Origin of the sequence: Nitrosospira sp. Nsp11, assembly GCF_900142705.1 — a bacterium.
Lineage (GTDB): Bacteria > Pseudomonadota > Gammaproteobacteria > Burkholderiales > Nitrosomonadaceae > Nitrosospira.
The window spans coordinates 147,187-160,363 of record NZ_FRBV01000005.1; the positions used below are offsets into that span (position 1 = coordinate 147,187).

At 53.7% G+C, this 13,177-nt stretch carries 13 protein-coding genes; 10 read left to right on the top strand and 3 right to left on the bottom strand.

Annotated features, from left to right (window positions below):
* The first annotated feature begins 242 nt into the window (after nt 1-242).
* The 9 genes from dksA to BUA28_RS08345 all read left to right on the top strand — a co-directional run bounded on the left by dksA (nt 243) and on the right by BUA28_RS08345 (nt 10,606).
* A complete protein-coding gene (gene dksA, locus BUA28_RS08305) occupies nt 243-665 on the top strand; it encodes an RNA polymerase-binding protein DksA (RefSeq protein ID WP_072767641.1) in 423 nt (140 codons plus the stop codon).
* Between the two features lie 27 nt (nt 666-692).
* Nucleotides 693-1,457: a DUF1826 domain-containing protein gene (locus tag BUA28_RS08310; protein WP_218124742.1), complete on the top strand. Its 765-nt coding sequence runs from the start codon at nt 693-695 to the stop codon at nt 1,455-1,457.
* Between the two features lie 205 nt (nt 1,458-1,662).
* Complete coding sequence (locus BUA28_RS08315; RefSeq protein WP_072767642.1) at nt 1,663-1,998, top strand: hypothetical protein; 336 nt, start codon at nt 1,663-1,665, stop codon at nt 1,996-1,998.
* A complete protein-coding gene (locus BUA28_RS08320) occupies nt 1,998-4,142 on the top strand; it encodes a VTT domain-containing protein (RefSeq protein WP_072767643.1) in 2,145 nt (714 codons plus the stop codon). The genes BUA28_RS08315 and BUA28_RS08320 overlap by 1 nt, the downstream gene beginning before the upstream one ends.
* A 123-nt stretch (nt 4,143-4,265) precedes the next feature.
* Nucleotides 4,266-4,952 (top strand): endonuclease/exonuclease/phosphatase family protein, encoded by a 687-nt coding sequence (locus BUA28_RS08325; protein ID WP_072767644.1) that lies wholly within the window; start codon nt 4,266-4,268, stop codon nt 4,950-4,952.
* A 501-nt stretch (nt 4,953-5,453) separates the two neighbouring features.
* Nucleotides 5,454-5,999 (top strand): SRPBCC family protein, encoded by a 546-nt coding sequence (locus BUA28_RS08330; protein ID WP_083569933.1) that lies wholly within the window; start codon nt 5,454-5,456, stop codon nt 5,997-5,999.
* Nucleotides 6,000-6,365: 366 nt separating this feature from the next.
* On the top strand, nt 6,366-6,872 hold the full coding sequence (locus tag BUA28_RS08335) for a DUF4142 domain-containing protein (protein ID WP_072767645.1): 507 nt from the start codon (nt 6,366-6,368) through the stop codon (nt 6,870-6,872).
* Between the two features lie 95 nt (nt 6,873-6,967).
* Nucleotides 6,968-9,814: a cation-translocating P-type ATPase gene (locus BUA28_RS08340; protein ID WP_072767646.1), complete on the top strand. Its 2,847-nt coding sequence runs from the start codon at nt 6,968-6,970 to the stop codon at nt 9,812-9,814.
* Nucleotides 9,815-10,078: 264 nt separating this feature from the next.
* Nucleotides 10,079-10,606, top strand: a complete 528-nt coding sequence (locus BUA28_RS08345; RefSeq protein ID WP_072767647.1) for a DUF1269 domain-containing protein — start codon at nt 10,079-10,081, stop codon at nt 10,604-10,606.
* A 220-nt stretch (nt 10,607-10,826) separates the two neighbouring features.
* On the opposite strand, the gene BUA28_RS08350 is transcribed toward BUA28_RS08345, so the two are convergent.
* From BUA28_RS08350 to BUA28_RS08360, 3 genes are all read right to left on the bottom strand, one after another.
* Entirely contained in the window at nt 10,827-11,273 is a 447-nt protein-coding gene (locus tag BUA28_RS08350) for a YjjA family protein (protein WP_072767648.1), read from the bottom strand.
* Nucleotides 11,274-11,319: 46 nt separating this feature from the next.
* Entirely contained in the window at nt 11,320-11,829 is a 510-nt protein-coding gene (locus BUA28_RS08355; RefSeq protein ID WP_072767649.1) for a hypothetical protein, read from the bottom strand.
* Nucleotides 11,830-12,048: 219 nt separating this feature from the next.
* The gene (locus tag BUA28_RS08360; RefSeq protein ID WP_143148475.1) at nt 12,049-12,273 is read right to left on the bottom strand and encodes a hypothetical protein; all 225 of its coding nucleotides are present in this window, start codon (nt 12,271-12,273) and stop codon (nt 12,049-12,051) included.
* A 123-nt stretch (nt 12,274-12,396) separates the two neighbouring features.
* On the opposite strand from BUA28_RS08360, the gene BUA28_RS08365 reads away from it, so the two are divergent.
* Nucleotides 12,397-12,903: a hypothetical protein gene (locus BUA28_RS08365; protein ID WP_143148476.1), complete on the top strand. Its 507-nt coding sequence runs from the start codon at nt 12,397-12,399 to the stop codon at nt 12,901-12,903.
* Nucleotides 12,904-13,177: the final 274 nt, after the last annotated feature.

Consider the following 13,177-nt stretch of genomic DNA (forward strand, 5'->3'; position numbering starts at 1 on the left):
AGCACGACTGCGGGCTTCCACTTACTCAGGAATTCATTCAAAAGCGATTAACCGTATTTCGTCAGCCACGGCATGAGGAAACACTCCGCTTCATTCATCATTATGGAGAAACGCACTTGAAAAGAATCCTGGATTATAAGCGTGCGTTTAACAAGCTTTTTAAATAATGGGCCGCACGAGGCTGATGGAACCAATGGAAGTTCGCATGTTGGCACGCCAGCTTGGCTTAACTATGATATGTCATGAAAACTAAGCACTCCTCTTCCGTGGAGCACGCCATTCGCGAGGTCCCGTCCGGGGAGTACATGTGCGCGGCACAATTGGCATTCTTTCGTTTCCGGCTGGAAGATGAGCGGCGCATGTTGCTGGACAGCGCCAAAGGCACGCTCGAGCAGATGCAGGCTATTGTTTCGGAGTCGGATTCAAACGACCGGGCAAGTATGGAGGAGAAATTTTCCCTTGAGTTTCGAGTGAGGGACCGCGAGCGTAAATTGCTCAAGAAAATCGAAGACGCCCTCCTGAGTATCGAGGATGGGACGTATGGCTGGTGCGTGGAAACCGGGGAGCCCATCGGCATCGCGCGCCTTTTGGCGAGATCGACGGCGTCGCTCTGCCTTGAAGCACAAGAGCGTCACGAACGTTACGAGCGAAGTTATCGAATCTAGTGTCCAGGGAAGGTGTCGCAATCGACGATGAATGATGAACTCGCTTGCATTGGGATGGGTGGTCCAAATCTGCTGCAGGATAGTCGCGAGGCCAGCTTGGCTCAAGCGATGGATAAGCATGCCGAGCCTTCTCAAGCATCATCGCAAGATCAAATATCTCATCCGTATGCATGCACTACGGCTGAGCCCGTTGAACTGATACGGATATTTCATCCGCTTATCCAGGTTGTCCGGTGGCGGCGGCAGGCTGATCCTGGTATGGAGGCTTACTTGCAGCAGACGCCGGTAGATAGCCATTTAAGAAATGGTTTTCGTACCGTTATTCAGGCTGGGGAGAGCCTGGAGCTTGATTTCTTGCCAGACCTTCCGGGCCGACGAGCGATGGCTCAGGATATTTCGCTTATTACTGATATTTACTCTGAGCTTCTTGGTTGCGATGAAATCGCCCTACGCCTGGAAGTTTCCAGCAAAGCCATGTGCCCACGTTTTCACGTGGATCGCACAGGCATCCGTCTCATTTGCACCTATCGTGGACAGGGAACAGAATGGATAGACGACAAGTGGGTTGATCGTAGCAAGCTCGGGCAAGGATCGCTGGGTCTTGCCGATGATGCGTCTGGCTTGTTCGATGCCAGAACCACGGTTGAGGCAGCCTCACCATTCGACGTCTTGCTCTTGAAGGGCTCGTTGTGGCAGGAGAACATTCGAAAAGGTGCAATCCATCGTTCACCCTCCGTCATTGCCGGGAGCGGACTGCGCATTCTCCTTGTGATGGATGCACTCTGGACTTGATAAAATAAGCCTGACTTCTCCCCCGAAGCTTTCCGATCCATTCAACGGTCGCTGATCGTACGAGTGGGCGCTGCCGCTCTCCGCTTCCGCCTTTATGTACGAAAACGAACGGACGAGCGGCTCAACTACCCATACTATCCAGGCTTGATATTCGCCCCTATGAAAGACGGGGCAATATCCCCATGGAACGAATCAGGAGCTGATAATGGAAAAGGAACCGTTGATCAAGTTAACCTGGCGCGGCCATGAAACGATCGAATCGATACCGCCGTTGCTGAGTGATGCGCGGCAAATAGAAATTATCCTGCCAACCAACTATAACCACTCTTTGTTTTGCGCGCTTCATCCTGGCGAGCCTCCAGCTCAGTTGGAAGAAATTAATACTTCGGGTGGCCCGGAGCTTCTCGCTGCCATCGCGACCGTCAAAGGACTGGAAGAGTTTATTGCACTCGCAAGAGCGCTGACCACAGCGCACATCGAGGTGCATGTCGTCAGTCCACCCAGTGTGATCATCAAGCCCGTCAAGCATCCCGACGCATAATGGCGCATTCCGCCATCCTGAAGCCAGGCGTTAACTGTTGGCGCATCGAACATGCCGATCGGGCCGCATTTCTTGTGGATGGGGCTGAATTTTTTCGGGCTTTTCGTGAAACAGTAAAACAGGCACAGCGTTCGGTATTGATCATTGCCTGGGATATCGACAGCCGCATCGATCTTGTTCGGGAAGGCAAACCCGACGGACTGCCGGTGAATTTGAGTGCTTTCCTCAATTGTATGGTCCAGCGCAATAGCAAACTCCATATCCATGTGCTGGACTGGGACTTCACCATGATCTTCGCGCCCGCGCGGGAGTGGATGCCGCTTTACAAGCAGGAATGGAACGGCCATCGGCGATTGCACTTTTTCCTTGACGATCAGCATCCAACGGGCGCGTGCCATCACCAGAAAATTGTCGTGGTGGATGACCAGGTGGCGTTTGTGGGCGGGTTGGACCTGACAACCGGTCGCTGGGATACGCCCGAGCATCGGCCTGAGGATCCGCGCCGGCGCGATCTGGAAGCAGAACCGGTACCACAGCCCTATCATGATATTCAGATGATAGTTCGCGGCCCTGTTGCAGCCCTGCTGGGAGATATCGCGCGCGAGCGATGGTTTCGCGCAACCGGGCAGAAGCTGGCTGCTCCGGAGCGCCGGGCCGGCGCCAGCTACTGGCCTGGCTACCTGGCGCCGGATGTGGAAAACATCCAGGTCGCCATTGCCCGTACTATTCCAAGATATAAAAACACCGCAGAGGTGCGCGAGGTGGAACAGCTTCTGCTCAATGCCATCGCCGCTGCCCGGAATACAATCTATATTGAAGCCCAATACTTCACGGCGGACAAGATCGGCGCCGCGCTGGCAAAACGCCTGGAAGAACAAGACGGCCCCGAAATCGCCGTGGTGTTGCCTGAACATACGGATGGCTGGTTATCGCAGAACACGATGGATGTCCTTCGGGAACGCTTATTGAGGCGGCTGAAGGCGTCAGACCGTCAGGACCGTTTCCGCCTGTACTACCCGTGTATACCCAAGCTTGATGGGAAATGCGTCAATGTACATTCCAAAATGATCATCATTGACGATCAACTGGCACGCGTAGGCTCGGCGAATCTCAACAACCGCTCGATGGGGCTTGATACCGAATGCGATCTCGTGCTTGAGGCAAAAGGCGAAACGCACGTTCAGCACGCTATCGCGGCTTTCCGCAACCGCCTGTTGGGGGAGCATCTCGGCGTGGAGCCCAGCGAGATCGTTGCACGCCTGGCGCAAGACGACTCCCTGATCCGTGCCATCGAGTCACTTCGCGGTACAGCGCGTACCTTACTTCCGTTGCCGCTTCGCGTAACGGCCGAGATGGATGCTTTGGTGCCGGATGCCCAGGTTATCGATCCGGACCAGCCTATGGACGCCGACCAACTAATCGACGAGTATGTGCTTGGGGAAGAACGCGAACCCGCCCGCTATCATATCTACCTGGTCGCATTCATCCTCGCATCCATCCTGGGATTAACCACCCTATGGCACTGGTCGCCGCTTCGGGAGTGGGTTAACGTAGAAACATTGGTAGGCTTGGCCGCCGAATTCGAGCAAGCCCGCGGCGCCCCATTATTTGCGCTTGGCGTTTTCCTCATCGGCGGCCTGATTGCGTTTCCGCTTACGGTACTTATTATTGCTTGCGTCCTGGTGTTTGGCCCATGGCAGGGTTTTCTTTATTCGCTGATCGGCGCGTTGTTGAGTGCAATGTCAACCTACGCGCTGGGCCATTTGCTGGGCCGTAATACCGTACGCCGGTTTGCCGGCAAAAAGATTCGGGAACTGAACAGGCGGCTGGCTTATCGGGGAATCATGACTATCATTATCGTTCGCATCGTTCCACTCGCGCCGTTTTCGGTCATCAATATGATTGCCGGGGCCTCGCAAATTCGCTTCCGCGATTTTGTCTTCGGCAGCGCCATTGGATTGCTGCCGGGGATGGCAGGAATATCGTTATTTACAGATCGGCTGGCTGCCACGATCCAAAAACCTGATTTACCGGCCTTTGCGGTCTTGGCAACAGTTGTCGCTATCATTATCGTCAGCGGCTGGACATTCTGGCGGTGGGAAGAACGCAAGCGAAACTCCCGATTGAGAGCGCACGCCGATTGAAAAATACCTGACGTGGGTTTGCAGCCCGGCAAAAACACTGTGATATTAAATAACAGCGCGGCAGCTTGCTCGTACTGCTATTCTTCATGATAGAAAGTTTATTCTTTGATCATTACGTAATTTATGCACCTTACGCTGGTTACATACAATATACATGCCTGTGTCGGCACCGATGGCCGCTTCGAACCAGCGCGCATCGCAGGCGTGCTTCGTGAGCTGGACGCAGATGTAGTGGCGCTGCAGGAAGTGGACCACCATCATGTCGACGGTCATGACCTGCTGGATTACCTGGCTGCGAAAACCGGCTTGACCGCCATTGCCGGCCCTACCCTGCTGCGTGAATCCCGGCATTATGGAAATGCGATATTGACAAAACTCCCCATTTTGACAGTGAATCGCGTGGATCTGACCCTTCCCGGCCGGGAACCGCGCGGGGCGCTTGATGTGACCCTCGACGGTAAAGAACGGCATGTGCAGGTGGTCGCAACCCATCTTGGACTCAAACCCTGGGAGCGGCGCCAGCAGGTTCGTCAGTTGCTCAAGCTGTTCGACATTGGCTCCAAGGATATTTACGTGCTGCTGGGCGATTTGAACGAATGGTTTCTCTGGGGACGTCCGCTGCGCTGGCTACACGGCCACTTCAGATCCACGCCTCACGTCGCAACCTACCCGTCGCGCCAACCCTTCATGGCCCTGGACCGGCTTTGGGTGCATCCGCGTCGCCGGCTCGCAAAATTGGAGGTCCACGCCAGCAGCCTCGCACGGATTGCTTCCGACCACCTTCCCTTGAAAGGTACTATTGAAATTTAACTCGCGAAGATGGAGAGATTTCACCTCATCCTGGGGTTTTCTTGTGCTTTATATCGCGGTGCTACAGTCTCGTTATCAGCCTGCTTCGGAATTCTCATAGCTGAATTCGGGAATTGGCGCGATTGGGATACATAGCCTCAGCGGGTCATCAGGAAATGGCTCTTCTCAGAGGTATACCGTGGACACCGTGCAAATACTTGAATAATTGAATAATTGATTGCTCTCACTCCGCGATGGCAGGCTCTCACATGGCCCGAACTTGCAGTACTTTTGGACTACGTGTACAACCGCACAGATCGCTTGCGGGGGGAAGTACATCATTTTAAAAGAGGTATGATTTGGTGCTGTGTTCACTCAGCCTGTATAGATAAAACGCAGACAAATTTTCTCTCACGGTCGAGCGAGTCTTCCGCCAGCTCAAGTATCAGGCCAGGTAGAGCTCGCGAATGAAAAAAACTTTCGGAACGGTGATGGTGCGGCATCTACTTGGAGGAAATTAAAATGTTAAAAAAACTTGTAACGATCGCTGCGGTTACCGCAGGCGGACTCATGCTGTCAAAAAAAATCAGGAACTCTCGCGGTTCTGAAAACACGTCGATGATGGAAGATTCGATCGAGGTTAATTTGCCGATAAGCACGGTATACAATCAATGGACCCAGTTCGAGGATTTTCCCCACTTTATGAAAGGAGTATGCGAAGTACGGCAAATTGATGACACGCATTTGCACTGGCGCGCAAAAATTGGCGGTAAAGAAACGCAATGGGACGCTGAGATCACAGAGCAAGTGCCGGAAACGCGAATTGCCTGGCGCAGCACGAGCGGCGCTAAAAACGAAGGCGTCGTCAAGTTCTACAAGATATCCGATTCGATAACCCGGATCGTGCTGCAAATGGATTACGGTCCCAAGGGTATTATTGAAGAGATTGGCGATGCGTTGGGGCTGGTAAAGATGAGAACGAGCGGAGATCTCAAGCGTTTCAAGGAATTTCTTGAAAACCGCGGGAAAGAAACGGGAGAGTGGCGCGGCTCCGTCGCCCAACACTAGCATTCCAGACAAGCCCCTGAGTTCACTTACGGGGACGGAAGCAGCTTTCCCTGGGCAGGATGGTCGGAAGGCAAAGAGGTGGAGATACGCATCCGCCGACTCTTGACCACGAAATTGCAAAGTAGCTCGCCAAGTAGCGCGCGCAGTAACACGTCTTTGCTACTTCAATCCGTACCACCTTTCATGGTGTTCAATCCGGTAGCGCTACCCCTTTTTCACGGCGTTCCTCAGGTAACCTCCTCACATATCTCCAGGGCGGGCAGAAGCGCTCCACTGGCAACAGCTGGTGCAAATTCCGCAGTAGAGTTTTCATGGTAGAGTTCATTGCTCAGTTTTTTACTCGACCTATCAAAGCAGGGGATCAACATGAGAAATCTGCTCTTTTTGGCTGTTGGGCTGGCCGGTTCCGCATTTTCCGCTGAACAAAAGATCGGCATCGACGATGCGCAAATCGCTCACGTCCTGGTCAGCGCCAACGATGTGACTGTCGAGGCCAGCCAGCTGGCAGGGCTTAAATCATCCAGCGAGGAAGTCAAGGCGCTCGCTCATCAAGTTGCATATGAGCACTCGAACGTGAATCAGGCGGTCGCCGAGTTGACAACCAGGCTTGAGCTGGCCTCCCGGCATAGCCCGATCAGTCAGGAGCTGAAGGCCGATGGTGAAAACCGCCTTGCCGGACTGAAAAGTGCATCTGACGACGAATTTGACAAGGCATACATCGACCAGGTAGTCGCTTTTCACCAGAACCTGCTCGATTTGATTGACAATACACTGATGCCCAACGTCAAGAATCAGGAACTGGCAGCGCTATTATTCGGCTTATTCGCGCCCCTGTCCGACCATCTCGAGCGCGCCCAGCAGATTCAGAAATAGCAGAATAAAGCTTGGGCTTGGGCAATCCCAAGCTTATCCACTGCATGAACTCTCATGCTCGGCCTCCAATTACGAGAGCATCTTGAACCAGGCGGATGAATACAGCACATCCTGAGCAAGATCAGAAGATCTTTTACCAGCAAGAGATTGAGAACGTATTGATCGTGCTCGCCATAGACGCGCAGCGCGGCTTGAGCGAGGGGGAAGCGCGGGCACGGCTCGATAGATATGGGAAGAACGAGCTGGAGGCCGAAAAACCTGTTCCCCGGTGGAAGAAATTCCTCGCCCAATTTCAAAATGTACTGGTTATGCTGCTGCTGATTGCAACGGCGATCTCCACGGGATTGTGGCTGTACGAACGCGAATCGGCGTGGCCCTATGAAGCGACCGCCATATTCGCGGTCGTGTTGCTGAACGCGCTCATGGGCTACATACAGGAATCACGAGCGGAGGAAGCGGTAGCTGCGCTACGCCAGATGTCGGCGGCGCACGCACATGTTATTCGCGATAGCGCCCAGCGAAGCATTCCTGCAACCGATCTCGTGCCCGGCGACATCATTCTCGTCGAGGAGGGCGATACCATTCCCGCGGACGCCCGGCTGATCGAGTCCGCTGCGCTCCAGACGGCGGAGGCGGCGCTCACCGGCGAAAGCCTGCCTGCATCAAAAGACACGCTTACGATCAGGGAAGATGTCGAACTCGGCGACCGCCGCAACATGATCTTCAGCGGTACCGCGGTGGCTTCCGGGCACGGGCGTGCGGTGGTCGTGGCAACGGGAATGCAAACTCAGATGGGGCACATTGCCGGGATGCTGAAAAATACGCCGGCAGAGATAACACCGCTACAAAAAGAACTAACGCACGTAGGCAAACTGCTGGGAATCATCGTTGTCGTTATCGCCATTGTGATGATAGCGGCCATTATCACTGTCGAAAATGTAAGCGGCGCCGCGGCTCTTTTCGACGTGCTTATCCTTGGGGTAGCGCTGGCTGTCGCGGCAATACCCGAAGGTCTGCCTGCGGTGGTAACCGCCGTCCTATCCCTCGGCGTACAGCGCATGGCAGCCAGAAATGCCATTGTCCGCCACCTCCCGGCCGTCGAAACGCTCGGCTCGGCAACTGTCATCGCCTCCGATAAAACAGGTACGTTGACCAAAAACGAAATGACCGTGCGTACCATCGTCACCGCAAGCGGGCGTATGTCCGTGGGCGGCGTGGGCTATGCACCGGAAGGAAAGGTAGCCCAAGTGGGTCCGCATGAAGATGAAGAGCCCGGCCCATACGAAAACAGGATGATTGAGGGCATACTGCGAAACGAACTGGAACAAGCGCTTACCATCGCCGACCGCGCCAATAATGCCGCTTTACAAGAGCATGATGGGCACTGGAGCGTACAGGGGGATCCCACGGAGGGAGCGCTCATCGTAGCGGCGCGTAAAGCAGGACTGGAAGTTGGGGTGCTCAATGCGCGTTTTGAACGTGTTGCCGAAATACCCTTCTCATCCGAGCGCAAGCTGATGACGACAATTCATACCGACGACCTAAAGCGGGAGCAACTGATCGCATTCACCAAAGGCGCGCCGGACCTGCTGCTTGGGCGCTGCTCTTACGAGCTTGTGGGAAGCGAGACAAAAGCTTTGGAGCCTGATCGCCGTGCAGCGATCAGGAAAATGAATGAAGAGCTTGCGGGCGAAGCCTTACGCACCCTCGGGGTTGCTTTCCGCTTGTTGCCGCCTGACGCTTTCCAGATCGATGATGTGGACGAACGCGTCGAGCAAGACCTCGTGTTCGCCGGACTGATCGGCATGATCGATCCACCGCGTGAAGAGGCAAAGGAAGCCGTCGCCCGCGCTAAGAGGGCCGGAATACGCCCGATAATGATAACCGGGGACCATCCGGTCACTGCGGGGGTTATTGCGGCCGACCTTGGCATAGCGGGAAATGCGCGGGCCGTTACCGGCGCCCAGCTTGAGAGGCTTTCGGACGATGCTCTCGACCAGACGGTAAAAGAGGTATCGGTTTACGCGCGCGTCAGCCCCGAGCACAAGCTGCGCATCGTAAAAGCGTTGCAGCGAGGCGGTGCGGTGGTGGCGATGACTGGAGATGGCGTAAACGACGCGCCTGCCTTGAAGACTGCCGATATCGGCATAGCAATGGGCATCATGGGGACCGATGTTTCGAAGGCTGCTGCCGATATGGTACTTGCGGACGACAACTTCGCTTCAATCGTTGCGGCTGTCGAAGAAGGACGCGCCATTTTCTCCAACATCAGAAAGTTCTTGCGCTATCTTCTGTCGTCGAATATCGGTGAAGTGTTCACCATGTTCTTCGGTGTGCTGTTGATGGATGTCATCGGGCTGAAGGCCGAGGGACAAACCATAGCGCTCCCGTTGCTGGCGACGCAACTCCTGTGGATCAACCTTGTGACGGATGGCGCACCCGCGCTAGCCCTTGGCGTCGACCCCGCTGACGCCGGTGTAATGCGCAAGACGCCCCGGCCGAAAGGCGAAGGCGTCATCACGTCCCGGATGTGGTTTGGCATCCTGTTCACTGGCATCGTGATGGCAACCGGTACCCTGCTGGTGCTCGACGCCAGCTTGCCCGGCGGGTTCATGGACGGTTCGGGCAGCATGCGCTACGCGCAGACGATGGCGTTTACAACCCTGGTGATGTTTTCACTTTTCACCGTTTTCAACGCCCGATCCGACGAGCAGAGCGCATTCGTCGGGCTATTCACTAATAAATGGCTGTGGGCCGCTGTTATGCTGGCGCTCGTGTTACAAGTGGCAGTGGTTTACATACCCGTTCTGCAACAGGCGTTTTCCACCGTAAGCCTGAGCTTTGGAGATTGGCTGCTTTGCGCGGCCGTGGCAAGCTCGGTGCTTTGGTTGCGTGAACTCAGCAAACTGATACTGCGCATGGCACGGCGTCGTCGTGGTTAACAATTTGATTATCTACAAGGTCGCTTCGCTGTTTGACCTATCGGCAATTTCTCGCCCCGCTTGATGGACTCTACCGGCAGCTATGCGCGCCATCGAACAGACAGCCGCACGTGAAAATTTATAATCAGTGCCTTATCGATGCCGTTCACCATTCCCCTGGCGACGCTATCCCCGCAGTTGGGCTCATAGTCAGCCAAGTCACTTCAGGTGATGGGGAGTGAATTTTGTACGTTATGACGAACAAAACAATCAGGGGGAATAAATATGTCTGAATTAGTTGTAGTGGGCTTTGAAAACGCCGAAGAAGCCGATCGTGTACTGTTGAGGCTCAGCAGGTTAAAAAAAGAATACCTTCTGGATCTCGAGGACGCGGTGGTCGTCGTTCGCGATGATGAGGGCAAGGTCCATCTCAAACAAAGCATTAATCTCGCTACCGCCGGCGCGACGTCTGGTTTTCTTTCCGGTGGCCTCTGGGGCACGCTGGTCGGATTGCTATTCCTTAACCCGTTTGCCGGATTCGTACTCGGCGGCGCTATTGGCGTCGGAGCAGGGGCACTGTCAGGCTCTCTAATGGATTATGGCATCAACGATGACTTCATCAAGTCATTGGGCAGCACCATTCCGAATAACTCTTCGGCGCTTTTCATTCTCGTGCGCAAGGCACAGCCGGAAAAAGTCCTGGCTGAACTCTCCGGCGTTACCGGCAAGGTACTACGTACATCCCTGTCTCCTGATCAGGAGAGGAAGCTTCAGGAAGCGCTGGCGGGCTCAACAGGGGCAGCCAAAACATAGCCTTTTGAATTTTAGCCGAGAGCCGATTTGGGTTCCGGCGCAATGAACGCAATGTTCATAATATCTTGCTCGTCGCCCGAAAGCTGTTTATACAGCATCCAGGTAATGCGTTTAACCCATGCACGGAAGAAGTCAGGGGCCTGGCTGACTTTTTTATAAACTGCACTCCCTGGGGTTATCGATAAGGTTATATTTACGCCTGGCAGTCAAGACCCGGCGATCAAAGCATGGATTTGGCCTGGTCGAGTATCTTGTTGCATACTTTCTTGATCGCCTTGGCCTTCAGGCCAGCCATACTCAAATCAACGCTCTGGCCGCCACTGCCAGTAAGGAGGCCATTCACGCCGTTGATATAGTCGGGGTTGTTCTGGGCTGGCTGATCCTCGCTACCGGAAAGTTTTCCCATCAACTGATCCTTGACGGGAGCGGCATTTTCACCGCTCAGGTAATTATTCTTGACGCAGTATTCGATAACCCCTGCGGCATTGCCAGTACTTCCTGCCGTTATGGATGACAACGACCCCAGGGAAGAGGCTGCGCCGCCGATATCGCTCCCGCCCATGATGCCTTTCAATTGACCCAAGTTTTGCGCTGCAACGGAACCGGAGAATATCGCTATAGCAATGCTGCCGCCTAATAACAAGGGATGACGCCTGGAAATATTCATTCGATCTTTCCTCCGGAATGTTAACAAACTGCTGTGATGAGGCGCATCATGGTGCCGGTAAATTCCGCAAGACCGCGATCTGGCGGTACCAGCGGGCAAGAACGGCTTCCGGCTCGTGCAGGGAAAAAGTCAAGCCGGACTCCACGTCTGCATAACGCGACAAATGCTTGTGTATGCGCTGTACCTGTCCTTCGAAAATAGCGAGCGCAACGCCAGCAGCTTTACTCTCACCCAGCTTTCGCATTTTCATCCTTATTTCACACATGCCGCGGTCGAGCGGCATGGTCAGCGTCGAGCGGCCGTCATGAGCCATATTGGTGGCAGTACCCGAACTCGGAAAGATAATGAGTCGGATATGCCCGTCCGGCAGCACTAGCATCTCACCGGCGCTGAGCAGGGCGACGTGAGGCCAGCCGTCCGAATCCACAGTAAAGAGCTGGAGAGCAACATTTTTGGTGGCCAGGTCTTCCCCATTCAAATAGATGGAAATTTCATGGGGAATGTCAACCCGCGATATTTCAGTTGGCGGCAGGTAAAGCGGGTTGGCTTCGCTCATGTTGGTTTCGTCCGCACTGATAGGTTACAACTTACCACTTAAACCTAGCACAGGCTCAATCCATCGTCAACGTAGATATCGGATATTGCGATACCGCGAAGTACGAAGTCTATGGCGAAAGCAGAATGCGATTGCGCAACGGCTACGGGAAGCCGCAAAGATTAAAAAAGCCAATCCTGTTTTAAAGCTACCGGATCCATTTTCACATACGCGAAATAGCTACATAAAATTACCCGCTTGCGCTGGTTGCCGATAATTTAAGGTGGCTTCGAGGATTGACTGTGCTCGCGGCGTGTTGCCGCGCATTGAATTGCGGCCATCGGTTACGATCTCTTTTGCAATAGCATAAATAGCAGCCTCGCCATTTAAGCCAGGGCAATCCAAGAAATATTTTTCTTGCTCTACCGGCATCCCTCCCGGCATGTATAAGGCGAGTTTTTTCACAGCCTGGTATGCGAAAACAGAAAAGACACGAACAATGATGAGCAGGATGAAACAAGCTCATACGCCAGCTCATCAATATCCTGATAAAATTCAGCCCCTTTTACTTTTCCTCAAGGGCGTTGCATGAATCCAGTCTTTAATCGATACGTGTCCGGTTTTTTCATTGCGCTGTTTCTCTCAGGATGCGCCATATACACACCGAAGAAGATGTATGAAAGTGAAATAAAAAGTAAAAAGGATGTTGCAACAATTCTTGGGCTGAATTACAGCGAGACCTGGAACTACCATATACGGGTAGCAGTGCAGAAGGTTGACGGAAATGCTGTATTTTCCAGCTGGCTGCCGGAATTGATCCCGTTTGTAATTGAGGTTGATCCTGGAGCACATTGGCTAGGGATATTCGCAACTTACGGGAACGGCATGCACTATGTCTTTCATCCAAAACAGCCAACAATTCAAGTAGACGTCGAAGCAGGACAGGTATACCAGATAGATGCCCAGAATATGGGCGCTTCCGCGGTATACGTGTTGCGGCACATAGGAAGCCACGAGGAGTACGAGGACTACCTTTTAAAACATCCGGAATATAAGCAAGGCGCATTTCTTTCCAAAATGGAATACAACAAATAATTTTTACCGCCTCCATTCCAAACTGACTGCCGCTCCGTCCGATTTCACAATAAGTAAATGCGCAGGAAATTCCTGCACGCGCTACCTCATGACCTGTTTTTGCACATGCGAAAACAGAATAAGTATCAGGTAAGCTCTAGCAGAAAAGCCCCAAACTCGGGCGGTCGGCTTGGAATGTATTATCGGCAAGGAAGAAATGGGATGTTGACATGAAAAGTGCGACCCCAGTAGTCCGCTTGCGGCGTTCGCTCTGGGTTAGAGCGACTGGAGCTGA

Excerpts from the sequence above, each read along its gene's own strand:
- BUA28_RS08345 (WP_072767647.1), top strand. The coding sequence starts at position 10,079 with ATGTCTGAATTAGTTGTAGTGGGCTTTGAAAACGCCGAAGAAGCCGAT.
- BUA28_RS08350 (WP_072767648.1), bottom strand. The coding sequence starts at position 11,273 with ATGAATATTTCCAGGCGTCATCCCTTGTTATTAGGCGGCAGCATTGCT.
- BUA28_RS08340 (WP_072767646.1), top strand. The coding sequence starts at position 6,968 with ATGAATACAGCACATCCTGAGCAAGATCAGAAGATCTTTTACCAGCAA.
- BUA28_RS08355 (WP_072767649.1), bottom strand. The coding sequence starts at position 11,829 with ATGAGCGAAGCCAACCCGCTTTACCTGCCGCCAACTGAAATATCGCGG.
- BUA28_RS08315 (WP_072767642.1), top strand. The coding sequence starts at position 1,663 with ATGGAAAAGGAACCGTTGATCAAGTTAACCTGGCGCGGCCATGAAACG.
- BUA28_RS08325 (WP_072767644.1), top strand. The coding sequence starts at position 4,266 with ATGCACCTTACGCTGGTTACATACAATATACATGCCTGTGTCGGCACC.
- BUA28_RS08365 (WP_143148476.1), top strand. The coding sequence starts at position 12,397 with ATGAATCCAGTCTTTAATCGATACGTGTCCGGTTTTTTCATTGCGCTG.
- BUA28_RS08320 (WP_072767643.1), top strand. The coding sequence starts at position 1,998 with ATGGCGCATTCCGCCATCCTGAAGCCAGGCGTTAACTGTTGGCGCATC.
- dksA (WP_072767641.1), top strand. The coding sequence starts at position 243 with ATGAAAACTAAGCACTCCTCTTCCGTGGAGCACGCCATTCGCGAGGTC.
- BUA28_RS08330 (WP_083569933.1), top strand. The coding sequence starts at position 5,454 with ATGTTAAAAAAACTTGTAACGATCGCTGCGGTTACCGCAGGCGGACTC.
- BUA28_RS08335 (WP_072767645.1), top strand. The coding sequence starts at position 6,366 with ATGAGAAATCTGCTCTTTTTGGCTGTTGGGCTGGCCGGTTCCGCATTT.
- BUA28_RS08310 (WP_218124742.1), top strand. The coding sequence starts at position 693 with ATGAATGATGAACTCGCTTGCATTGGGATGGGTGGTCCAAATCTGCTG.